We start from the raw sequence: 24,039 nt of genomic DNA on the forward strand, positions 1-24,039 counted from the left end.
ACATCGCATAAAAAAATGAATATCCTTAACAGTCCTTTTAATACACCTTATAATACAGCTCCTTTTTCAAAAATTAAAGACGAGCATTTTCTCGATGCATTTAAAATTGCCATTGAAAAAGCTAAAGCTGAAATTGATGCAATTGTAAATAATACAGAATTACCAAGCTTTAGCAATACTATTGAAGCATTAGATTTTTCTGGGCATGAATTAGATAGAATTTCTAGTATTTTCTTTAATCTGAATTCTGCTGAAACTAATGACACTATTCAAAAAATAGCACAAGATGTTTCGCCTTTGCTATCAGAATTTAGTAATGATATTCGTTTAAATGAAGATTTATTTAAACGTGTAAAAGCGGTTTATGATACAAAAGATGATTTAGATTTAACTACTGAACAGAAAACGCTTCTAGACAAAAAATACAAAAGTTTTTCTCGTAATGGTGCAAATCTATCAGAAGATAAAAAGAAAAAATTACGTGAAATTGATAAAGAATTAAGCAAACTAAAATTAAAATTTGGTGAAAATGTATTAGCAGAAACTAACAATTTTGAAATGCTAATAACAGATGAGAAAGATTTAGCAGGTTTACCAGAAGGAACCATAGAAGCAGCACATCAATTAGCAGAATCAAAAGACAAAGAAGGCTGGTTATTTACTTTAGATTATCCAAGTTATATTCCGTTTATGACTTATGCTGATAATAGAGAGTTAAGAAAAAAACTTGCTATAGCTGCAGGTAAGAAAGCATTTAAAGGTAATGCTTTAGATAACCAAACTAATGTTTTAAATATTGCTAAACTTCGTTTTGAACGTGCTCAATTATTAGGCTACAAAACACATGCGCATTTTGTTTTAGAAGAACGTATGGCTAAAACACCTCAAAAAGTTGAAGCATTTTTAAACGAATTACTTGAAAAAGCTAAACCTGCTGCACAACAAGAATTTTCTCAACTTCAAAAGTTTGCTAAAGATTTAGATGGTATTGAGCAACTAGAAAAATGGGATTCTGCATATTATGCAGAAAAGCTAAAACAGAAGTTATTTAATATAGATGACGAAAAACTAAAACCATATTTTAAGCTAGAAAATGTAATAAACGGTGTGTTTAGTGTTGCTAATAAGCTATACGATTTACATTTTGAAACCATTACTAGCATTGACAAATACCATGATGATGTACTAACCTATAAAGTAACAAATGGAAATGGAGATTTGGTTTCAGTTTTTTATGCCGATTTTTTCCCAAGACCAGGAAAGCGTAATGGCGCATGGATGACGTCTTTTAAATCTCAAAGTATAAAAAATGGTGTTAATGACAGACCACACATTTCTATAGTTTGCAATTTTACAAAACCAACAAAAAGTAAACCTTCATTACTAACATTTAATGAAGTTACAACTCTGTTTCATGAGTTTGGACATGCACTTCATGGCATGCTAGCCAACACAACTTACCCAAGCTTATCTGGCACAAGTGTGTATTGGGATTTTGTAGAGTTACCAAGCCAAGTGTTAGAAAACTGGTGTTACGAAAAAGAAGCTTTAGAGTTGTTTGCTACACATTATGAAACAGGAGAATTAATTCCTATGGAATTAGTATCAAAAATAAAAGAATCATCAACTTTTCATGAAGGTATGCAAACATTGCGTCAGTTAAGCTTTGGTTTATTAGATATGAGCTGGCATGGTGTTGATCCTACTTCAATTAAAGATGTAAAATCACACGAATTCAATGCTTTTAAAGACACTCAATTATTTCCAGATGTTGAAGAAAATTGTATGAGCACTTCGTTTTCTCATATTTTTCAAGGTGGTTATTCTTCAGGTTACTATAGCTATAAATGGGCTGAAGTGCTTGATGCAGATGCTTTTGAATTTTTTAAAGAAGAAGGTATTTTTAATTCTTCTGTTGCCAAAAAATTTAAAGACAATGTATTGTCGCAAGGCGGAACAGAAGACCCAATGGTTTTATACAAACGCTTTAGAGGTAAAGAGCCAAAACCAGATGCTTTATTGAAAAGAGCAGGATTGATTGAAAGTTAAAATTTTTACAGTATTTTTGAAATAAATTGCTAAAACAGAAAATGCCTAACCATCAAATAAATCCCAATAAATGGATAGACTTGTATTCTGACTATCTCTTTAATTATACTATTTCACGAGTAAATGATAGAGAGATTGCCAAGGATCTTGTTCAGGATGCTTTTTTTGCTGGTTTAAAATCAATGAAAAACTTTAAGGGTGAAGCAAGCGAACGTACATGGCTAATTTCAATTTTAAAGCGAAAAATTATTGATTATTATAGAAAAATAAACTCTAACAAAGGAAAAGCCGAAGTTAGAATGAGTTATTCAGCTGATGAAAACGAAGGCGATTGGTTAGAAGAACGTGTTGCTGATCCTTTTGACAAAACAGCCGAAGATGTAATTGAAAATACCGAACTTGGTGATGCTATTTATGATTGTTTAAGCAAATTACCAGAAAAACAAGCAACAGTATTTAGAATGAAAACTATTGAAGGTTTAGAAACAGAAACAATTTGTAATGAATTAAATATCACTGCGTCTAACCTATGGGTAATTATACATAGAGCCAGAATATCAATGGCTGAATGTATGGAAAAAAACTGGTTTTAATTAAAATGAAAAAAAATCTACTTTTCATATCATGTGAAGAAGCCAAGCTTATTTGTGATAGAGCACAGTATAATGAAGCAACTTTATGGGAAAAGATAAAATTGAATTTACGATACACTTGGTGTCGTATTACAAGAGCATATGTAAAGAAAAACAAAAAGCTAACTGAAGCTATTAAATCTTCTAATGTGCAGTGTTTAAAACAAAATGAACGTCAGGAGCTACATGAACAGCTTAAGCATCAATTAAAAAATCAAGATTAATAACAACCAAAAAATCGGGATACCTTCAACCCAAAAAGAGCTATAATACCTTCCTTGATTTACTCTTGCAAAAACTAAAAGCAAAAGCATCACAATTGTAATAATTAGTGATACAGTAATTTGTATCGGACTCAATTCATCTTTAAAAAATTCTAAAAAGAAAAATAACATTCCTAATAAAACACCTATTGTTTTTGTTTTTTTAATGCCTATTTTTTGAGGTATTGTAGCCAGTTTCAAACTATCAAATTGAAGGTCTCGTATCTCAAAAGGTAACATTAAAATTATAACAACAATAAATCTCTGTATTAATGTTAAAGTAACATCTGTATTAATATTGTGCTCTACGTTAATTAATGGCAAGATAACTGTTACACCTGCCCAAACTAAAGCAATAACATATACTTTTAATCCTCCTATACTTCTTAAGTTTTTTTGAGAATCCATAAATAAATATTTAGGCAAAAAAGGAATTGCATACAAAAATGTTAAAACACAAAAAGCAGCAATAAAAAGCAATGTCTTAAATTGTAACTGTAATGCTAAATAGCACATAATTACAAAACACATAAAAGAGAATGCTTGTATAACCTGAAGCCATTTTGCAAGACTTCGATGATGAAATTTTGCTATTCCAAAGTACTTAACAAAATTATATCCTGTTATAGACGCAAAAAATATAAAATATAAAAGGGTCTTATCAAAATCAATATCAAACTCTAAAAGTGTAATCCACGCTAAGCAAAACACAGCTAAAGCAACGTGAATACTGCTGTTGATATAAAAATCGAAAACAGACTTTAAATACTTCATTATACAAAAGTAAGCAATGTGTTAATAAGAGTGCGAATTGGTTAAAAACTTTAGTTTTTGTTAACCAAAATTCTTCAATATTTACGTAATTTTGCGCCACAAAACACAACTTTATTTTAATGAATACAAATGCTTTCGCACTTCGTCATATTGGTCCTGATGAAAACGACCAAAACCAAATGCTAAAAACAATTGGTGTTGACAGTTTAGACCAACTTATTTATGAAACAATTCCAGATGATATTCGTTTAAAAAACGGATTGAATTTAGATGAACCAATGACTGAATATGAATACTTAAATCATATTCATGAATTATCAAAGAAAAACAAAGTATTCAAATCATATATCGGTTTAGGGTATCATCCAACCATTGTTCCTGCTGTTATTCAGCGTAACATTTTAGAAAATCCAGGTTGGTATACAGCATATACTCCTTATCAAGCAGAAATTGCTCAAGGTCGTTTAGAAGCATTATTAAATTTCCAAACTATGGTTACAGACCTAACAGGAATGGAAATTGCCAATGCATCACTTTTAGACGAAAGTACTGCTGCTGCAGAAGCTATGAGCTTATTATTTGCTGTTAGAGAAAGAGATCAGAAGAAAAATAATGTCAATAAATTTTTTGTATCTGATGCTATTTTACCTCAAACCTTATCTCTTTTACAAACTAGAGCAAATCCAATAGGAGTTGAATTAGTTGTTGGAAGCGAAGACACTTTTGATTTTTCATCAGAATTTTTTGGAGCAATACTTCAATATCCTGGTAAAGACGGATTAGTAAGTGATATAAAATCATTCATTAAGAAAGCTAATGACAATCAAATAAAAGTTGCAGTTGCTGCAGATATATTAAGCTTAGTAAAATTAGAAGCTCCTGGTAAATTTGGAGCTGATGTGGTTGTAGGTACTACACAACGTTTTGGAATCCCGATGGGTTATGGAGGACCACATGCAGCCTATTTTGCTACTAAAGAAACTTACAAGCGTGATATTCCTGGTCGTATTATTGGTGTTACTAAAGACATGAATGGTAACAGAGCTTTACGTATGGCATTACAAACTCGTGAACAACATATAAAACGAGATAAAGCGACTTCAAACATCTGTACTGCACAAGTGTTATTAGCTGTAATGGCTGGTATGTATGCAGTATATCATGGACCAAAAGGACTTCAATTTATTGCTGATAAAGTTCATCAAACTGCATCTAGTGTTGCAAAAGCATTAAGTCAATTAGGATACAAGCAGACAAATGCTTCATTTTTTGACACATTAAAAGTTGAAGCTAATGCTGAGAAAATAAAACAGATAGCTGAAAGCCACGAAGTCAATTTCTATTATCCAAATGCAGATACTGTAACAATTTCAATCAACCAAACGACATCTTTAAAAGATGCCAATGAAATTGTAGCAATTTTTGCAAAAGCAGCTCAAAAAAACACAGTTAATATTTCTTCATTAGAAGAAACAACTCAAATAGCTCAATCATTACAACGTCAATCAGAATTTTTAACGCTTGATGTGTTTAATAAACATCATTCTGAAACTGAATTAATGCGTTACATAAAAATGCTGGAGCGTAAAGATTTATCTTTAAATCACTCAATGATTTCATTAGGCTCATGTACAATGAAACTTAATGCAGCTGCGGAAATGTTACCATTAAGTTGGTCAAATTGGGGAACAATGCATCCTTTTTGTCCAATTGAGCAAGCTGAAGGTTATCAAATTGTATTAAAAAAATTAGAAGACCAATTAACTGAAATTACTGGTTTTGCTGCCACATCTTTACAACCAAACTCTGGAGCTCAAGGTGAGTATGCTGGTTTAATGGTTATAAAGGCGTATCATGAATCACGTGGTGATCATCATAGAGATATTTGCTTAATTCCTTCGTCTGCTCACGGAACAAATCCTGCGAGTGCTGTTATGGCTGGAATGAAAGTTGTAGTAACTAAATCTACCGAAGAAGGAAATATTGATGTTGACGATTTACGCGAAAAAGCACTATTACATAAAGATAATTTATCATGCTTAATGGTAACATATCCTTCAACTCATGGTGTTTACGAATCTGCCATTAGAGAAATTACTCAAATAATCCATGATAATGGTGGACAAGTATATATGGATGGTGCTAATATGAATGCTCAAGTAGGACTTACAAATCCTGGAAATATTGGAGCTGATGTTTGTCACCTTAACCTTCATAAAACCTTTGCTATTCCTCATGGAGGTGGTGGACCAGGTGTTGGACCAATTTGTGTTGCAAAACAATTAGTACCATTTTTACCAGGAAATCCTGTTATAAAAACAGGCGGAAATCAAGCCATAACTGCTATCTCTGCTGCACCTTTTGGTTCTGCTTTAGCATGTTTAATTTCTTATGGTTATATCACAATGTTAGGTGCTGAAGGCTTAACACAAGCGACTAAAGTGGCAATATTAAATGCAAACTATATAAAACAACGCTTACAAGGTCAGTTCGATACGTTGTATTCAGGTGAAAGAGGTCGTGCTGCTCACGAAATGATTGTAGATTGTCGTCCTTTTAAAGAAAACGGTATTGAAGTAACTGACATTGCTAAACGTTTAATGGATTATGGTTTCCATGCTCCTACAGTTTCTTTTCCAGTTGCTGGAACTTTAATGATAGAGCCAACAGAAAGCGAAAGTATGGAAGAAATGGATCGTTTTTGTGATGCTATGCTTTCTATTAGAAAAGAAATTGATAATGCATCAAAAGACGAAGACAATAATGTTCTTAAAAATGCACCTCACACATTAGCAATGTTAACTGCAAATGATTGGAATTTTCCTTACACTCGTGAGGCTGCTGCATATCCTTTAAGCTATGTTCAAGATAATAAATTTTGGCCATCTGTAAGACGTGTTGATGATGCTTATGGTGACAGAAATTTAATCTGTACTTGTGCTCCAATTGAAGAATATATGGACGCTTAATTCCAGACTAGAATAAATTTTTGATAAAAGCCTTCTTTTTATGTTTTAAAAAGAAGGCTTTTTTATTGCATTTTGATTAATTTAAAAGAGATTTTTTAACAATTTGATAATATTAAGCAAATAGTCTTCAAAATCAACATAATCAAAACGAATATTAAGTATTTTAGAGAATCGAATTAAATTTAATAGCAATGGCAATCAAAATCACAGGGACTGGAAGTTACATTCCTACTAGTATAGAAAAAAACGAGAATTTTCATCAACATCAATTCTTAAACACTGATGGTTCAACGCTTACACATCCTAATGAAGTGATTATTCAAAAGTTTAAGGCGATTACTGGAATTGATGAAAGAAGATATGCTTATGACCATCTAACCTCATCAGATTTAGGCTTTTTTGCGGCCGAAAAGGCAATAGAAGATGCAAACATAAATCGTGAAGAGTTAGATTATATTATTGTAGCTCATAATTTTGGCGATGTAAAACATAATACTATCCAGAGTGATATTTTACCTTGTTTAGCGTCACGTATTAAACACAGTTTACGTATTAAAAACCCAAAATGTGTTGCTTACGATATTTTGTTTGGCTGTCCTGGTTGGGTTGAAGGCGTTATACAAGCAAATGCTTTTATAAAAGCTGGACTTGCCAAAAAATGTTTAGTTATTGGTACAGAAACTTTATCTAGAGTTGTCGACAAGCATGATAGAGACTCAATGATTTATAGTGATGGTGCTGGCGCAACAATTGTTGAAGCAACTGATGGTGATGGAGGAATTTTAGCTCATGAAACTGCAAGTTTTACTTATGATGAAGCTTATTATTTGTTTTTCGGAAACTCTAATAATAAAGAATTGTGTCCAGATACACGATACATAAAAATGGATGGTCGTAAAATTTACGAATTTGCTTTAAGCAATGTACCTCTAGCAATGAAAGATTGTCTTGATAAAAGTGGTGTAAACATAAAAGACATTAAAAAAATATTCATTCATCAAGCTAATGAAAAAATGGATGAAGCTATTTTAAAACGATTCTACAAATTATATGATGAAGAAATACCAGAAGGCATAATGCCTATGAGTATTCAAGAATTAGGTAATAGTTCGGTTGCTACAATTCCTACTTTATATGATTTAGTTATAAATGATAAAATTAAAGATCAGCATGTAAACAAAGGCGACGTCGTTATGTTTGCAAGTGTAGGTGCTGGTATGCATATCAATGCTATTGTTTATAAATATTAATGATGTACGAAGGCACTTACCCAAACAAACGCTATAAAAAAACAATTGAATTTTTAAAAAAGCATGTTTCTGAAAATGCTTCTATTTTAGATTTAGGTGTCTCTAATCCTTTTTCTGAAATTATGAAGCAACAAGGTTATGCTGTTGAGAATACTAAAGGTGAAGATTTAGATATTGACACAAGTTCAATTTCTAATTCTAATACAGAAGTCGTAACAGCGTTTGAAATTTTTGAACACCTACTCTCTCCGTTTACAGTTTTAAAATCAATTAAATCTGATAAGCTAGTAGCTAGTGTACCTTTAAAATTATGGTTTTCTTCGGCTTACAGAAGCAAAACTGATATGCGAGACAGACATTATCATGAGTTTGAAGATTGGCAATTTGATTGGCTTCTTGAAAAAGCAGGTTGGAAAATTAAAGCTCGAGAAAAATGGACCAATCCAACAAAAAAAATAGGTGTCAGACCAATTTTACGATGGTTTACTCCAAGATATTATATAGTATATGCCGAAAGAGTTTAACTTTGAAGTTTTAAAGTTTCAATTTTGAATTTCTACATCATCATTCCTGCACATAACGAACAAGATTCTATTGGTCAAACTCTAGAGTCGTTGGCAAATCAATCATTATTGCCCAAAAAAGTTGTTGTCGTTAATGATAATTCTACAGACAAAACAAAAACCATTATTGAAGACTTTTCAAAAAAATATACGTGGGTAACACTTGTAAACAATGTGTCTTCAAATGAGCATTTACCAGGTTCAAAAATAATTAATGCCTTTTATAAAGGCTACGAAACTTTAGATGATAGCTTTGATGTGATTTGTAAGTTTGATGCCGATTTAATTTTTCCTTCAAATTATTTAGAACAACTTTCAAAACATTACAACTCTAATCCAAAACTAGGAATGGCAAGTGGCTTTTGCTATATACAAAACAATGGTGATTGGGTTTTAGAAAATTTAACTCGAAAAGATCATATTCGTGGTGCTTTAAAATCTTATCGAAAAGATTGCTTTCTTCAAATAGACAAACTAAAACCTTCAATGGGTTGGGATACTGTTGACGAATTATTAGCTAAATTTTATGGTTGGAATATTTTAACTGACGAAACGCTACATGTTAAACACCTAAAACCAACAGGCATAAGTTATAATAAAGCCTCAAAATATCTTCAAGGTGAAGCGATGTACAAAATGCGTTATGGATTTACAATCACACTTATTTCTGCTTTAAAATTGGCCTATAAAAAAGGTAGCTTTAGCTTATTTAAAGATTATATGACTGGTTTTTTTAAAGCAAAACAGAATAAGCTTGAGTTTTTAGTTACAAAAGAACAAGGTCTATTTATTAGACAACTTCGCTGGAAAGGTATGCTAAATAAATTTAGTTAAAACTCCAACCTTTATAATCGCTTTTAGATTCTAAATCGTTTTCAATTGCGTCATCTAATTCAGGGAAGAAATCTATTCCTGTTAATTTTTCAATTGAATCGACACTTACTACAAACTTATATAATGGCAAGTCAGATGGTTTATGAGGCATTAAAAATGCAACCATTTTAGTACTACCATTATTGTTATCTAAAATAATTTTATAAAAAGCATTAGGTACAGCTACGTGTTCTTCTCCTATTGTTTTTAAATCGCCTTTTAAAACACCACCTGTAACTACAAAAACGCCATCATACTTGCTTGCCCAATAGCGTACTTTTTGTTCTAAAGTATTCCAAATACCTGAATTGAAGTCGTGGTCTTGCGGACTTATATTACTTGTTAAAAACGTTTCATCATGAGCTGCTTGACTATACTTTTTATCTCCAGCAGGACACAAATGCCCTCTATCGTAACCTGAATTTTTATAGTTTCTCCAACTTGCAGCTCCTGTTTTTACAGCTTTATCAATTTCAAAATAAGGACGTTTAAAATTAGAGTTCGATAAATGAGATTTCTTCAATTCGTAAGCTACCCATTCTGCCTGCTCATGTGGTTCGCTATAAGACAATGAGTATCCTTCATGATGAATAACTTGCCCTGTAGTTGACGTTGGTAAAAAAAATTCGTTAGTATTAGTTTTTACTTGTTCGCCTTTTTCAACAATTACTGCAACCTCTTTTTCTTTTAAAAAGTGCTCATAGCCATAGACTCCTAAAACAATGAGGACAACAATAATTGAGTATATACTTTTTTTATTCAAATTAATCTAATACAAAATCTAATGGTTGACCAATAGCTCCATTTGGAAAGCTAATTCCTAATAATGCAGAAATAGTTGGAGCGATATCAGTAATTTCAGTTTTTTGTAAAGTTTCTCCTTTTCTAATTCCTTTTCCAAAAAATAATAATGGAACATGAGTGTCGTAATTTTGTGCAGTACCATGGTCTGTTCCTAATCTATTCCATGGTGTATCTTTAAGAACATAAGGTTCAAACACAAATAAGATGTCACCAGAACGCTTTTGATTGTGTCCGTTTGCTAATAACGTTTCCAAAACACCTGAATTATTTTCAAATTGATTAATAGCAGATGTGACATAAACTTTATCAATTAAATCATAATTTAATAATTTTTTTGCTAGCTCAATTTTTATAGCTTGTAAATCCAGTTGCTTTTCTTCAAATAATTGATAGTCAAAAAACAATTGATTATTAATTCTGCTAACAATACCCTTTGTAATTCCATATTTAGTTTTTAAATAGTCATTCAACTCATTTTGCATTTTACTTTCATCAAAAAATCCAGAAGGTATTTTTACAGATTTCATATATTCTAATGCATCTGGAGCAGCATGATCAGCTGTTAAAAATACGGTGTAATTACCTGCTCCTACTTTCGCATCGAGAGCTTTAAATAATCTTTCTAATTCTAAATCTAAACGCAAGTAGGTATCTTCAACTTCTTTTGAGTTAGGTCCAAAAATATGACCAACTTTATCTGGACTAGAATAGCTAATTGTTAAAACATCAGTAAAATCATCTTGCCCTAATTGTTCACCATCTATAGCTGCTAAAACAAAGTCTGTAGTTAAATCGTTACCAAAAGCTGATTCGGCAATAATTTTAAAATTATCATTCTTGTCTTTTAAACTTTGTAAATCATAAGGAAATGTAGCCGTTTCTTTTCCTTTAAAAATTTCTTCAAATGAATTTAAATCACTTCCACTTTCAGTGTATGTATTAATATCATAAAGTGTATTCCATACTTTAAAATAAGACTCAGTAATATCTGAGCTATTAAAATCTTTTACCCATTTAGGCAAATCGTTCATGTAAAATGTACTTGTTATCCAATTGCCACTTCCATTATTCTCGAAATCGAACCAATAAGCTGCATTAGCTGTATGACCAGCAGGTAAAGTTGCACCTCTATCTTTAATTGAAATACCTATTGTTTTACCTCTCATTTGAGTAAATAATCTGTTCTCATCTCCAAATGTAGTTGATAGCATTCTACTTGGAGACATTTGTCCTGCATCGCTAGTAGTCCCAACTGAAGCGTAGTTATTATCTTCTGCACAATACACTTGCTTTTTTAATGTCTTATCATACCAATCATTACCAATTATACCATGATATTTTGGAGTTGTTCCAGTAAAAATTGACGCATGGCCTGGACCAGTTTTAGTTGGCACATAATTAAAATGATTGTTTTTGCAATTAAAACCTTCATTTATCATACGTTTAAATCCACCTTCACCATATTTGCTATAAAAGCGTGTTAAATAATCGTATCGCATTTGGTCTACAACAATACCTACAACCAATTTTGGCTGTGTGTTTATATTAGTAGAATTAGTGTTTGAAGAAGTAGCAACCTCTTGTTGAGCCTTGCATGATAACACTAAAATAAATAAAACTAAAATTGAAAAAAACTGCTTCATTAATGTAGATTATAATTGAAAACACAAAAATACAGCTTTTAAAAGAATCATAATTTTAAATTTGGGTTAAAAACGTGTTAGTTTTTTTTACTTTAGCAGTTACAAAATTTACTATGTCGTATCTACATAATATTGGTGCTTATTTTTTAATGATTAAAGAAATGTTTCGCAAGCCTACTAAATGGTCTGTGATGCGTGGTTTAATTTTTAAAGATATTGATGATTTGGTTATTGGCTCACTGGGTATTGTGGCTTTTATATCTTTTTTCGTTGGTGGTGTTGTTACCATACAAACCGCATTAAACATTAGCAACCCTTTAATTCCAAAATACTTAGTTGGTTTTGCAACTAGGCAATCGGTTATTTTAGAGTTTGCTCCTACCTTTATTTCAATTATTATGGCTGGTAAAGTAGGTTCATTTATAACCTCTAGTATAGGCACAATGCGTGTAACAGAACAAATTGATGCTTTAGAAGTTATGGGAATTAACGCCATTAACTATTTAGTATTTCCTAAGTTTATTGCCATGATGTTGTATCCTTTTGTGATTTCAATCGCTATGTTTTTAGGAATTATTGGCGGAATGGCAGCTTGTGTTTATGGAGGATTTAGTACTCTTGATGATTATATAACTGGTGTGCAAATGGATTTTATTCCGTTTCATATGACTTATGCATTTATAAAAACTTTTGTATTTGCCTTTTTATTAGCAACCATTCCTTCTTTTTATGGCTATTATATGAAAGGTGGAGCACTTGAGGTTGGTAAAGCTAGTACAACAGCGTTTGTTTGGACAAGTGTAATGATTATCTTATTAAATTATGTATTAACTCAAATGTTGTTAAGCTAATGGTAGAAGTAAAAGAAATACATAAATCGTTTGGTGATATTAAAGTTTTAAAAGGTATTAGTACAACTTTTGAAAAAGGAAAAACTAATCTTATAATTGGGCAAAGTGGCTCTGGTAAAACAGTATTTTTAAAATGTTTATTAGGATTATTTACACCAGAACAAGGCACTATTTCTTATGATGGAAAAGTGTATTCAGAATTATCTGCAGACGATAAACGTGAACTAAGAGCCGAAATGGGAATGGTTTTTCAAGGTAGCGCACTATTTGATTCTATGACAATTGCCGAAAACGTAATGTTTCCTTTACGTATGTTTACAAAGCAAAGCAAAAGTGAAATGGAAGACCGAGTAGACTTTGTATTAAAGCGTGTTAACCTAGCCGATGCTCATAAAAAAAAGCCTAGTGAAGCTTCTGGTGGAATGCAAAAACGTGTTGCTATAGCTAGAGCAATTGTAAACAACCCTAAATATTTGTTTTGTGACGAGCCAAACTCTGGTTTAGATCCAAAAACTGCTATTGTTATCGATAATCTTATTCAGGAAATTACTCAAGAATATAATATCACGACAATGATTAATTCGCACGATATGAATTCGGTTATGGAAATTGGTCAGAAAATTGTGTTTTTAAAAGATGGTTTAAAAGCTTGGGAAGGCAGCAATGAAACGATCTTTAAAACAGATAACGAAACAGTAACAGACTTTGTGTACTCTTCAGAATTAATGAAAAAAGTACGCCAAATGTATCTTGAAGAAAAGCAGTAAACTACTTTAATATTTCAACTACCAAAGTATCTAGTTTCAGCCTTGTTTTTAACCAACGCTCAATCTTATCTTTATCTTTTGCAATAAAAGCCTCATCTGTTACAGAGTTTTTCCACTTTACAGAAAACACAGCTAGTGTATCAATTTTACTAAAGTTTGAGGTTAATTGACTTGAATATGAAAAGCGTTCAACGTTTTCGTAATTTATTTTTACTTCGTTTAATAATTCTTCAAACGGAATTTGATTTCTTTCAATCTTAGATAGCTTTAATGCTTTCTCCTCTAAATAGCTTATTTTTTGGGCTTGTGATAATAAATCTAAAGAATCTCTAGAGCGCAATTCTTCCATATACTCTAAATTATTTATCCCTCTATTTTTAGCTTGATTTACCAAAAGCTTTGCACCAACTAACGAACTATACTCAGTACATCTATCTTGCAAAACAGCAATTGTAGATTCTGGTATTTCATCAGCTCCAAATGTTGTAAGTTCAATACTAGACACTCCATCAGGATTGTAATTATACGTTACATGTTTTTTTATGTAATTAGCATTTGGCAAAGCATCAAGTTCTCTCGAAACAAACTGTTTTACATCTTTCTTAAAATTACTCTCTTTCAACACGTTTACAAACGTCCAAATTGCAGGTATCATAACAATAATTGCTAGTATTGAAGCAAATCGAGCAATACGCTTACGTTTTGCAGAGTTAGCATATTTAAGCATAGGAAACTGCAATACTTTAAGCACTAAAAATGTAGATAGCGCAATAAAAATGGTATTAATTGTAAACAAATACATAGCACCAAAAAAGAACTCTAAATTACCAACTGCTAAACCATAACCTGCTGTACATAAAGGAGGCATTAAGGCAGTAGCAATTGCAACACCAAAAATTACTGAGGCAATTGTTCCCTTTTTAGTTCTGGCAACAATAAGTGCTAAACCACCAAAAATGGCGACTAACACATCTAATATTGTTGGTTTTGTTCTGGCTTCTAATTCTGGCGTTAATTCTGTTAATGGTGACAGTTGAAAATATAAATAAGCTGTTATTAAACTCAATAACACCATTACCAATAAGTTAATTAACGAACGCTTTAAAGTATCAATATCGTTTAAGGCTAACGACATACCAACACCAAGTATTGGTCCCATTAATGGAGAAATTAACATGGCTCCAATTACAACAGCAGCCGAACTTACATTAAGACCAATAGAGGCAATAAATACAGCAAAAATTAAAATCCATGCAGTTGCACCTTTAAAAGGAATGTCATTTTTAATCGCTTCAATTGTAGCGTCACGATCTGTGTCTTGACGAAAATCTAAAAGGTCTCTTAAAAATTTTCTAGTACTTTCAACTAATCCTTTTGCATCTTTTTTTAATGCGTCTTTAGATTCAGTTACTTTTTTATCTTGTATAGTCTCTTCGCTCGAAGAATTAGCCTTATTTTCTTCCATAATTAACCATAATTTTCACCAAACTTCTGCTTTACTTTTTGAAGCACTTTTTTAATATCCTGCTCCTTTTCTTTCGGAAAGATAAGTAAAACCTCATCTTTATCTACAATAATATAATCGCTTAGTCCATCAACAACCACAATTTTATCGGTTTTGGTACGAATCATATTTCCTGAAGCATCTTCAGTAAGCGTTCTTGCATTTACAACTGCATTTCCGCTTTCATCTTTATCTAATTTATCATATAAACTTCCCCAAGTACCAAGGTCGTTCCAATCGAATTCTGCAGGTAATACAAACACATTTTTAGAGGTTTCCATAATGGCATAATCTACCGAAATGTTTTCTGCATTAGGATAATTTTTAGCAATAAAATCGTCTTCAGCATCAGTATTATACACCGAAATACCTTTTTCAAACAGTTTAAATAATTCTGGTTGATTATTCTCAAAAGCTTCAACAACACTCTTTACGCTCCACATAAAAATACCAGCATTCCACAAAAAATTACCTTGTTTAATAAACGATTTTGCAGTTTCATAATCTGGCTTTTCTCTAAACTGATGCACAGGCTTTATAGCGTTGGTTGATGCTTTGTCAAACTCAATATAACCATAACCAGTATTTGGGAAGGTTGGCTGAATACCAAGCGTCATTAATGCATTGTTTGTAGCACAAAAATTGAAAGCTTGTTGCACGTTATTAGTAAATGTTTGCTCATCTTCAATCCAGTGGTCACTTGGTGCCACAATCATTACAGCATCTTTGTTTTCTTTCTGAATTTTTAGTGCAGCATACAAAATACAAGGTGCAGTATTACGCATTGCAGGCTCTAAAACTACTTGTCGTTTTGTAACTTCAGGTAATTGTTCAAACACCAAATCGTTATACAACTCGTTGGTAAGGATAAATATATTTTCTTTAGGAATTAAGTTTGCCAAGCGATGAAACGTTTTTTGAATAAGCGTGTCTCCAGTACCTAACATATCATGAAATTGTTTAGGAAAATCTTGTGTGCTTACTGGCCAAAAACGTGAGCCTACTCCTCCAGCCATTAATATGGCATAATAATTTTTATTTTTCATATTATTACTGTTGTGCAAGACCTTTTGGTCGTGACAATCTTTTTTATTAATCCCTTTAAAAAGGAAATTTACTGATTTATTAAGATGCTGAAATAAATTCAGCATGACAAAGTAAATAGTTTAGTTATTGTTCTAATAATTCCACTTCTGCGTTTGGGTTGAAAAGATACAACTTTCCTGATGCAACCTCAACTCCTTCATAACGCGTTCGGCGTTTTACCCCTTTTTTAAAAACTCTTCCGTTATATAATTTAAAGGTTTGCCCCAAAGGTACTTCAAAAACATAGGTTTTATCGTTAGCTTCGTCAAATTGCTTTAATGCAAAGGCTAATGACGTATCTGTATCGCTAGATGCTTTTGGATTTTTAAAGTGTTTAGCCAAAAGTGGCAATAACGCTAAAGGAAACACTTCTGGATTTAAAACAGGCAACATTAAATGCTGAAACGTTTGTTTCCACTCTTTACCATGTGGCTTTATAAACCGATTATAATTTTTGTAAGCCTCAAAATGTGCAATCTCATGTATAAGGGTTATTAAAAACCGATACTGATTAAGATTAGCATTTACAGTAATTTGGTGCTTGCCATTTGGTAATTTTCGGTAATCACCATGACGCGTTTTGCGTTCGTTTTTTATTTTAACAACCAAATTATCATGTTTTAAAAGCTCTAAAACATAGGCAATTGCTGGTTGTGGTATATATTCGTTAAGCGTTTGTTGCATACCACAAAAATAAGAGAATTGTAATTAGTTTTTAGATAAAAATTACGTAGAAATACGTATAGTTTTTTTGAATTTAAAAAGGTAACTTCGTTTAACTATCGATATAGATAATTGAAACCATCCATATCGTTACATTTGCCCAACATTTGAAAAAAGCTTCTTATGAAAAAAATATTCTTACTTATTTTAATAATATCAGCTAATGTTTTTGGACAAAAAAAAGTTGGAAACGACATTTTTAAAATGGAGTTTTTAAGAACAATGACAAACCTTAATGGAAATTCAAATGACTATTACACTGACTTGGTTGAAAGGTCTATGTTTTCTAAAAAAGACTCTCTGAAATATGGTTTCCTAAATTCAAAAGGAAAAGAAATTATTGGGCCAAAATACACTTATGCATCAGATTTTTATAATGGTAAATCGAATATCATAAAAGATTCAATTCCAGGAATATTACTTGAAAATGGTAAAGAAACTTTATTTACGGAATACAATGCAACATATTGGTATAAAGGAAATTTAGGCATTGCCATTAAGGAAAAAAAGTATGGTTTTATTGATACTAATGGCAAAATAATTATTGATTTAAAATACGAAGACGCATTTCCTTTTTATCAAGGCTACGCATCTGTAAAAGAAAATGGCAGATGGAATTACATTGATGAAAATGGCACAAAAATTTTTACTGATAGTTTAACTTTTAGCTATAGACCAATAATTGACAATAAAGCAGTCTTTATGTTAGATTCCATAAAGGTTGAGAAAAACAAATCAATGATAACTGAAAATGGCAGTAGAACTTTTGTTGAGTTTTTGAATAAAACTGGTCATATTCAACTTAAAGAAGGCTTAATTGACACAAATGGAAAGATCATTCTAAATCCTATTTATGATGAAATTTCAGGATATTATCAAAATGAATATATGAGAGTAAGAAATAATGGAAAAACAGGCATAATAGATGAACAAGGAAAAGTCGTAATTCCAATTGAATATGAAGATATAAGTGATTTAAAAGATGGTTTGTTTTTAGCCAAAAAATCTAACAAATATGGAATGATTAACACCAAAGAGGAAATTGTTATACCATTTGAATATAGTAAAATTCGTTTTTTTAATGAAGGGCTTGCTTTAGTAATACTAAATGGAAAAGCAGGTTATATTAATAAAGAGAATGAAATGATAATTGAACCTAATTATAAATTTAATTTTATGGGAGATTTCAATAATGGTTTAGCTGCTGTAAGAAAGGGTGATAAATATGGTTACATAAACAATAAAAATGAAATAATAATTCCAATAATATATGATAGCGCACTACCTTTTAAAGAAAATAAAGCAATTGTAAAAAAAGATGGAATTTCATTTATCATAAATACTAATGGAGAAGAAATTAAAAATATTTCAGAACCCTATTTATGGCTCGATAGAGATAATTTAATAAGATTTGCGAAATAAAAAACGTTGGGCAATACTATATATAATTTCTTACTAGTACAAGCTTACTTACGAAAATCCTCGCGGATTTTCTATTCGGTTTGTATTTTCTAGATTTGGTGCTTAAAACACGCAACTAATCTTATACAAGACCGTTTAACGAAACTTCAAAATAATCTCCAAAAAATAGTTAACTTGCAGTAATGAAAAACATTATTTACATATTAGTTATTGCATTCTGCTTTTCGTCTTGCAAACAAGACGAAAAAGAGTTAAGCTCGGTAAACCCAATAAACTGGAAAAAACGAAGTATTAACCTAAAAGATAGCGATAGCCTTATAAAAGGTAGTAGTTATTTGGCTGTGTACTCTGAAATTTATAGTATTACAGAGCACAGAACAATAAATCTTACTGTAACCGCTAGCATACGTAATGTTAGCTCTACAGACACTATTTATATGCTTCGTGGTGATTACTACAACACTAAAGGCGATTTAACGCGTACGTATTTTGATTTTCCTATCTTTTTAAAACCTCTAGAGACTATAGAAATTGTTATTGATGAAAAAGATACTCATGGTGGTACAGGTGCCAATTTTATTTTTGAATGGGCTTTAAAACATACTGGCCATGAGCCAATTTTTGATGCTGTTATGATATCTACTTCAGGTCAACAAGGTATTTCGTTTACCACACAAGGCGTAAAACGATAATATTACTGTATGTACAAAAGTTTAAAAACTGCGCTAAAAACAATACTACCAAGACATTTTTTATTTAAAAACGAACTTGCTTTTAGGTCTGTTCACTATTTGTTTTACAAAGGGAAAAAGCATAGTTGTACTGTGTGCTCAAAATCTTTAAAGTCTTTTATACGTTTAGATAGCAACGATACTCTTTGCCCAAGTTGTGGAAGCTTGCCAAGAGGCAGACGGTTACATCAATTATTACATGCTGAATTTATAAAAGATGGCATTCATTATTTAGATTTTTCACCTTCACGAAACTTGTATCGCGTATTTAAAGCCAATACTAAAATACATTATGTTAGTACAGATTATACTGATGCATTTTTAGCAGATAAGCAATATGATATTACCAATTTAGATATTGCTGATAATACCTTTAACCTTATTACGTGTTATCATATTTTAGAGCATATTGAAGATGATAAAAAAGCGATGAGCGAATTGTACAGAGTACTAAAACCTAACGGTTATTGCATTATACAAACGCCTTTTAAAGATGGCGACATTTATGAAAACCTTTCAATAACCGCAGAAGCTGAGCGTCTTAAACATTTTGGACAAGAAGACCATGTAAGGATTTACTCGGTTGCTGGTTTACAAAGTCGATTAGAGCAAACTGGTTTTAAAGTTGATGTAAAAACATATACTGAACAACCCGATAACTATTATGGTTTTGATGAATATGAAACTATTTTAGTTTGTACTAAAGCCTAATATTAAGGTGTTGAGTTAGACACCTGAAGTAATTTCCCGTTATAAAATTTATTTCCGTTAAGCGCAAAATTGCTAATATAAGTTGCCATATCAACAGCTGATGTTGGTGCTTTATAACCTGGAAATGCTTCTTCTAACATTTCGGTTTGCACTGCACCAAGTGCTAATACATTAAACGAAATACCTGAGTCTTTATATTCTTCTGCAAGGAGTTCGGTTAACGTAACTACTGCTCCTTTACTAGAACTATAGGCTGCTAATCCAGGGAATTTCATACTACCTTGAACACCTCCCATCGAACTGATTGTTACCACATGACCTTCTTTTCGCATAAAAGGCAGTACAATTCTGGTGAGTTCGGCAACGCCAAATACATTGGTTTTATAAACCTCTTCAAAATCTGAAATATTAGTTTCGGCAAATGGTTTGTTGAGCAACATACCAGCATTATTAATTAAAACATCTACATGATGCCATGTGCTAGAAATAAAATCTTCAACCTTTTTATACGCATAAGCGTCTCCCAAATCGAATGGAAATGTAGTAACGTTTTTAAGTTTTAAAGCCTTTACAGGAGCTTCGTTACGAGATAAAGCCAATATATGATGACCTTGTTTTGAAAGCTGTTTAACCATTTCAAAACCTATACCTCTACTCGTTCCTGTAATAATAATATGTTTACTCATTCATTTTTATTTCTTTAGTATCTGTATTGCTCATAGCTTCAAACGCTGGAATCATTTTACTTACCAAAGTAGCCATAAACTCATAATCCATTTTATCTGCTTCGTCATCAACATGATGGTAATAATCATAATTTGTAAAATCGAAAGTTGATATAGCATGACATGGCTTATTAAACGCTTTAAAAAACGGATAATTATCTGAACGATAAAACAATTGGTATTCTTTAGCTTGTGGTAGTAATCCTAATAAACTATGATCGACATACTCATTAAGCTTTGGTGCCATATTAGATAAATCGAAACCAGTAAAATAGGCATCGTACTCTTTACCAACCATTGGCACGCCAATCATTTCAAAATTTATCATTGTATACAAATCAACATTTAGGTCTTTTAAACGTTGTGCCAAATGTTTAGAACCTAACAAGCCCATTTCCTCACCAGAGTAAAGCGTAAATAGTATACTGCGTTTATTATTCTTTTTAGCTGCAAAATATTTTGCCATAGCTAATACTGCTGCTGTACCTGTAGCATCGTCATTTGCGCCATTAGCAATAGAGTCGCCTTCAACTTTTTTGCCAAATCCGATATGGTCGTAATGTGCGCCAAGTATAATAACTTCTTTCTTTAATTCTGGATCGTTACCTTCAACAAAACCAATGACATTAAAAGCATCTTTCCCTTTAGCTAAATAGTTATCTCTATAGGTTTCAAAATACGGCTTAACATTATACGATTTTAGTTTGTTTTCAATATACGTTGCTGCCTTATCTATACCTTCTGTTCCTGTGTTTCTTCCTTGCAATTCATCTGATGCTAAATATGTAACGATGTCTTTAAGCTCTGATGCTGATACAAGCATTTTTGTATTAGTTTCAGTAGTAGATGTCATAATAACATCGTTTTTAGATGGCTCAGGAATTATGTTTTGACTTGGGTCGTCATTATTCATAACGACAGTTGAAGATTTACAACTTGCTAAAAGTAGTAACACAAAAAAAGGCAGTATATTTTTCATAGATAATTTTATTAGAGCCTAAAGATAAAAAAATCCTGCTTCAAATTCGTGAAGCAGGATTGATATTGCTATAGATTCTGAAACAAGTTCAGAATGACAATTTATTTATTATACTAACATCGTTACAGGATTCTCAATATATCCTTTTAGTGTTTGAAGGAATTGAGCTCCAGTAGCTCCATCAACAGTTCTATGGTCGCAAGCTAAACACAACTTCATAGTATTACCAACAACTATTTGACCTTTTTTAACCACTGGTTTTTCAACTATGGCTCCAACAGATAAAATTGCTGAATTTGGTTGATTTATAATTGATGTAAAACTCTCAATACCAAACATACCAAGATTAGAAACCGTAAACGTGCTACCTTCCATTTCTTGAGGTGTTAGTTTTTTGTTTCTTGCTCTACCAGCATAATCTTTTACTGCAGCACCAATTTGAGGTAAACTTTGCTCATTAGCAAAACGAACCACAGGAACTACCAAACCGTCTTCAACTGCAACTGCAACACCAATATGTACATGATTATTTAATCGCATTTTATCTGCAAACCATTGTGAGTTTACTTGCGGATGCTGTTTTAATGCTAAAGCACAAGCTTTAACAATCATATCGTTGAATGAAATTTTAGTATCTGGAATGGAGTTGAATTGCTCTCTAAAAGCAATTGCATTTTCCATATCGAACTCCACATTTAAGTAATAGTGTGGAGCAGTAAATTTAGATTCTGCTAAACGTTTAGCAATTACTTTACGCATTTGAGAATTTGGTTTCTCATCAAAATCTTCTTGTCCTGATGGAACAAATTTACCAACTGCAGCAGCTGACACAGCTCCAGGAGTAAAGTTTTCGATATCGCGTTTTACAATACGTCCATGCTCACCACTACCTTTTACCTGAGATAAATTAATGCCTTTTTCTTCAGCCATTTTTTTAGCTAATGGCGACACAAATACTCTTCCGTTTGAAGATGTCTCGGCTACGCTCGACGTTACATTAGGTGTAGTTTCTTGTTTTGGTGCTTCAACTTTAGTTTCAGCTTTAGGAGTTTCTTCAGTTTTTTCAGAAGCGCCTTCTATTTTAAAGTTTTTTGCAATAGCAGAAACATCAGTTCCTTTTGGACCAATAATAGCCAAAAGTGAATCTACTTTTGCCGACTCTCCTTCTTGTAATCCTATATGCAATAAAGTTCCTGACTGAAACGATTCAAACTCCATAGTAGCTTTATCGGTTTCTATTTCGGCAAGAATATCGCCTTCACTAACCTCATCACCAATTTTTTTAAGCCAAGTAGCTACAGTACCTTCTTCCATAGTGTCACTTAGTCGTGGCATAGTAACCACAGTTACACCTTTTGGAATCTCAACGCTTGTTGTTGTTTCAGTTTTAGTTTCTTCTTTAGCTTCTTTTTCTTCAGCTTTAGGTTTAGATTCTGCTCCTTTTAAAAGTGCAGAAATATCTTCTCCTTCTTTTCCTATAATTGCTAAAAGCTCATCAACTTTTGTAGTCTCCCCTTCTTGTACACCAATATGAAGTAATGTTCCTTCATGAAACGATTCAAACTCCATAGTCGCTTTATCAGTTTCAATTTCGGCAAGAATATCACCTTCACTAACTTTGTCTCCTACTTTTTTCAACCAAGTAGCAACAGTTCCTTCTTCCATGGTGTCGCTCAAACGAGGCATGTTTATGATTTCTGCCATAGCTTATATTTTATGTTGAATAAACGGATAATCTTTTTGCTCATATACTGCATCGTACATTACATTAAGTTCTGGATATGGAGATTCTTCAGCGAATTTTTCGCATTCAGAAACTAAATCTTTTACTCTCTTATCTATAACTTCAATATCCTTTTCTGTTGCATACTTTTCTTCAAGCAAAATATCTTTTACTTGAGTAATTGGGTCTATCTTTTGATATTCTGCAACTTCTTCTTTAGTTCTATAATGTTGAGCATCACTCATTGAGTGACCTCTATATCTGTATGTTTTTAACTCTAGGAAAGTTGGACCATCACCTCGACGTGCTCTTTGAATTGCTTCATCAAACGCCTCTGCAACTTTTACAGGATTCATACCATCTACTGGTCCTGAAGGCATTTCATAACCTAAACCAAGTTTCCAGATATCTGTATGGTTTGCTGTACGCTCAACAGAAGTTCCCATAGCATAACCATTGTTTTCACAAACAAATACTACTGGAAGTTTCCAAAGCATAGCTAGGTTAAAAGTTTCGTGAAGAGAACCTTGTCTTGCAGCTCCATCACCAAAACAACATAAGGTAACAGCATCGCTACCATGATATTTGTCTCCAAAAGCTATACCAGCTCCTAGTGGAATTTGACCTCCAACAATACCATGACCACCATAAAAACGGTGTTCTTTAGAGAAGATATGCATAGAACCTCCAAGACCTTGCGAAGTTCCTGTTGCTTTCCCATATAGCTCTGCCATAACACGTCTAGGATCAACTCCCATACCTATTGGTTGTACGTGATTACGATAAGCGGTTATCATTTTATCTTTAGTCAAATCCATAGCATGTAAAGCTCCTGCTAATACAGCTTCTTGACCATTATACAAGTGAAGAAATCCTCTTACTTTTTGTTGAATATATACAGCTGCAAGTTTGTCTTCAAACTTTCTCCAGAATAACATATCCTCATACCACTTAAGGTATACTTCCTTTGTGATTTTTTGCATTGGTAACGTTAGTT

General features: G+C 32.2%; 22 protein-coding genes. 12 read left to right on the plus strand and 10 right to left on the minus strand.

Annotated features, from left to right (window positions below; all coding sequences use genetic code 11):
- Window positions 1–15 precede the first annotated feature (15 nt).
- Genes IEW41_RS12560 through IEW41_RS12570 form a run of 3 tightly spaced genes read left to right on the plus strand, consistent with a single transcriptional unit; the run spans window position 16 to window position 2,905 of the window.
- Complete coding sequence (locus IEW41_RS12560) at window positions 16–2,049, plus strand: M3 family metallopeptidase (protein ID WP_188606721.1); 2,034 nt, start codon at window positions 16–18, stop codon at window positions 2,047–2,049.
- Between the two features lie 41 nt (window positions 2,050–2,090).
- Complete coding sequence (locus tag IEW41_RS12565) at window positions 2,091–2,642, plus strand: sigma-70 family RNA polymerase sigma factor (RefSeq protein WP_188606722.1); 552 nt, start codon at window positions 2,091–2,093, stop codon at window positions 2,640–2,642.
- A 5-nt stretch (window positions 2,643–2,647) separates the two neighbouring features.
- On the plus strand, window positions 2,648–2,905 hold the full coding sequence (locus IEW41_RS12570) for a hypothetical protein (RefSeq protein WP_188606723.1): 258 nt from the start codon (window positions 2,648–2,650) through the stop codon (window positions 2,903–2,905).
- Here IEW41_RS12570 and IEW41_RS12575 read toward each other — a convergent pair.
- Window positions 2,888–3,718, minus strand: a complete 831-nt coding sequence (locus IEW41_RS12575) for a UbiA prenyltransferase family protein (RefSeq protein WP_188606724.1) — start codon at window positions 3,716–3,718, stop codon at window positions 2,888–2,890. The genes IEW41_RS12570 and IEW41_RS12575 overlap by 18 nt on opposite strands.
- Window positions 3,719–3,837: 119 nt before the next feature.
- Between IEW41_RS12575 and gcvP the strand changes: the two genes are divergently transcribed.
- The 4 genes from gcvP to IEW41_RS12595 all read left to right on the plus strand — a co-directional run bounded on the left by gcvP (window position 3,838) and on the right by IEW41_RS12595 (window position 9,334).
- Window positions 3,838–6,687, plus strand: a complete 2,850-nt coding sequence (gene gcvP, locus IEW41_RS12580) for an aminomethyl-transferring glycine dehydrogenase (RefSeq protein WP_188606725.1) — start codon at window positions 3,838–3,840, stop codon at window positions 6,685–6,687.
- 191 nt (window positions 6,688–6,878) lie between these two features.
- Window positions 6,879–7,937, plus strand: a complete 1,059-nt coding sequence (locus IEW41_RS12585; RefSeq protein ID WP_188606726.1) for a 3-oxoacyl-ACP synthase III family protein — start codon at window positions 6,879–6,881, stop codon at window positions 7,935–7,937.
- Window positions 7,938–7,939: 2 nt separating this feature from the next.
- Complete coding sequence (locus tag IEW41_RS12590; protein WP_188606756.1) at window positions 7,940–8,461, plus strand: class I SAM-dependent methyltransferase; 522 nt, start codon at window positions 7,940–7,942, stop codon at window positions 8,459–8,461.
- A gap of 24 nt (window positions 8,462–8,485) precedes the next feature.
- Window positions 8,486–9,334: a glycosyltransferase family 2 protein gene (locus IEW41_RS12595; protein WP_188606727.1), complete on the plus strand. Its 849-nt coding sequence runs from the start codon at window positions 8,486–8,488 to the stop codon at window positions 9,332–9,334.
- Here the strand turns inward: IEW41_RS12595 and IEW41_RS12600 are convergent.
- Entirely contained in the window at window positions 9,327–10,136 is an 810-nt protein-coding gene (locus tag IEW41_RS12600; protein ID WP_188606728.1) for a DNA/RNA non-specific endonuclease, read from the minus strand. The two genes, IEW41_RS12595 and IEW41_RS12600, sit on opposite strands and share 8 nt — an antisense overlap.
- 1 nt (window position 10,137) lies before the next feature.
- Window positions 10,138–11,820 (minus strand): alkaline phosphatase PafA, encoded by a 1,683-nt coding sequence (gene pafA / locus IEW41_RS12605; RefSeq protein ID WP_188606729.1) that lies wholly within the window; start codon window positions 11,818–11,820, stop codon window positions 10,138–10,140.
- 113 nt (window positions 11,821–11,933) lie between these two features.
- Between pafA and IEW41_RS12610 the strand changes: the two genes are divergently transcribed.
- Both IEW41_RS12610 and IEW41_RS12615 read left to right on the plus strand, forming a co-directional pair.
- Window positions 11,934–12,671, plus strand: coding sequence for an MlaE family ABC transporter permease (locus IEW41_RS12610; protein ID WP_188606730.1), 738 nt, complete (start codon window positions 11,934–11,936; stop codon window positions 12,669–12,671).
- Window positions 12,671–13,438, plus strand: a complete 768-nt coding sequence (locus IEW41_RS12615; RefSeq protein WP_188606731.1) for an ABC transporter ATP-binding protein — start codon at window positions 12,671–12,673, stop codon at window positions 13,436–13,438. The genes IEW41_RS12610 and IEW41_RS12615 overlap by 1 nt, the downstream gene beginning before the upstream one ends.
- 1 nt (window position 13,439) lies before the next feature.
- On the opposite strand, the gene IEW41_RS12620 is transcribed toward IEW41_RS12615, so the two are convergent.
- From IEW41_RS12620 to IEW41_RS12630, 3 genes are all read right to left on the minus strand, one after another.
- Entirely contained in the window at window positions 13,440–14,903 is a 1,464-nt protein-coding gene (locus tag IEW41_RS12620; RefSeq protein WP_188606732.1) for a DUF389 domain-containing protein, read from the minus strand.
- Between the two features lie 2 nt (window positions 14,904–14,905).
- Window positions 14,906–15,988, minus strand: coding sequence for a mannose-1-phosphate guanylyltransferase (locus IEW41_RS12625; RefSeq protein WP_188606733.1), 1,083 nt, complete (start codon window positions 15,986–15,988; stop codon window positions 14,906–14,908).
- Window positions 15,989–16,112: 124 nt separating this feature from the next.
- Window positions 16,113–16,712, minus strand: a complete 600-nt coding sequence (locus IEW41_RS12630) for a SprT-like domain-containing protein (protein ID WP_188606734.1) — start codon at window positions 16,710–16,712, stop codon at window positions 16,113–16,115.
- A gap of 162 nt (window positions 16,713–16,874) precedes the next feature.
- Between IEW41_RS12630 and IEW41_RS12635 the strand changes: the two genes are divergently transcribed.
- The 3 genes from IEW41_RS12635 (at window position 16,875) to IEW41_RS12645 (ending at window position 19,615) form a co-directional block, all read left to right on the plus strand.
- On the plus strand, window positions 16,875–18,173 hold the full coding sequence (locus tag IEW41_RS12635; RefSeq protein WP_188606735.1) for a WG repeat-containing protein: 1,299 nt from the start codon (window positions 16,875–16,877) through the stop codon (window positions 18,171–18,173).
- A 182-nt stretch (window positions 18,174–18,355) separates the two neighbouring features.
- The gene (locus IEW41_RS12640) at window positions 18,356–18,865 is read left to right on the plus strand and encodes a DUF3124 domain-containing protein (RefSeq protein WP_188606736.1); all 510 of its coding nucleotides are present in this window, start codon (window positions 18,356–18,358) and stop codon (window positions 18,863–18,865) included.
- 9 nt (window positions 18,866–18,874) lie between these two features.
- The gene (locus tag IEW41_RS12645; RefSeq protein WP_188606737.1) at window positions 18,875–19,615 is read left to right on the plus strand and encodes a class I SAM-dependent methyltransferase; all 741 of its coding nucleotides are present in this window, start codon (window positions 18,875–18,877) and stop codon (window positions 19,613–19,615) included.
- A gap of 2 nt (window positions 19,616–19,617) precedes the next feature.
- Here IEW41_RS12645 and IEW41_RS12650 read toward each other — a convergent pair whose 3' ends face one another.
- The 4 genes from IEW41_RS12650 to pdhA all read right to left on the minus strand — a co-directional run bounded on the left by IEW41_RS12650 (window position 19,618) and on the right by pdhA (window position 24,025).
- Window positions 19,618–20,301 carry an SDR family NAD(P)-dependent oxidoreductase gene (locus IEW41_RS12650; RefSeq protein ID WP_188606738.1) on the minus strand — a complete coding sequence of 228 codons (684 nt, stop codon included), beginning with the start codon at window positions 20,299–20,301 and terminating at the stop codon, window positions 19,618–19,620.
- A complete protein-coding gene (locus tag IEW41_RS12655) occupies window positions 20,294–21,319 on the minus strand; it encodes a M28 family metallopeptidase (RefSeq protein ID WP_229660222.1) in 1,026 nt (341 codons plus the stop codon). The genes IEW41_RS12650 and IEW41_RS12655 overlap by 8 nt, the downstream gene beginning before the upstream one ends.
- A 108-nt stretch (window positions 21,320–21,427) precedes the next feature.
- A complete protein-coding gene (locus IEW41_RS12660) occupies window positions 21,428–23,023 on the minus strand; it encodes a pyruvate dehydrogenase complex dihydrolipoamide acetyltransferase (protein WP_188606739.1) in 1,596 nt (531 codons plus the stop codon).
- A 3-nt stretch (window positions 23,024–23,026) separates the two neighbouring features.
- Window positions 23,027–24,025: a pyruvate dehydrogenase (acetyl-transferring) E1 component subunit alpha gene (gene pdhA / locus IEW41_RS12665; RefSeq protein ID WP_188606740.1), complete on the minus strand. Its 999-nt coding sequence runs from the start codon at window positions 24,023–24,025 to the stop codon at window positions 23,027–23,029.
- Window positions 24,026–24,039: the final 14 nt, after the last annotated feature.

It is taken from the genome of Aquaticitalea lipolytica, assembly GCF_014641635.1.
GTDB classification, from domain to species: domain Bacteria; phylum Bacteroidota; class Bacteroidia; order Flavobacteriales; family Flavobacteriaceae; genus Aquaticitalea; species Aquaticitalea lipolytica.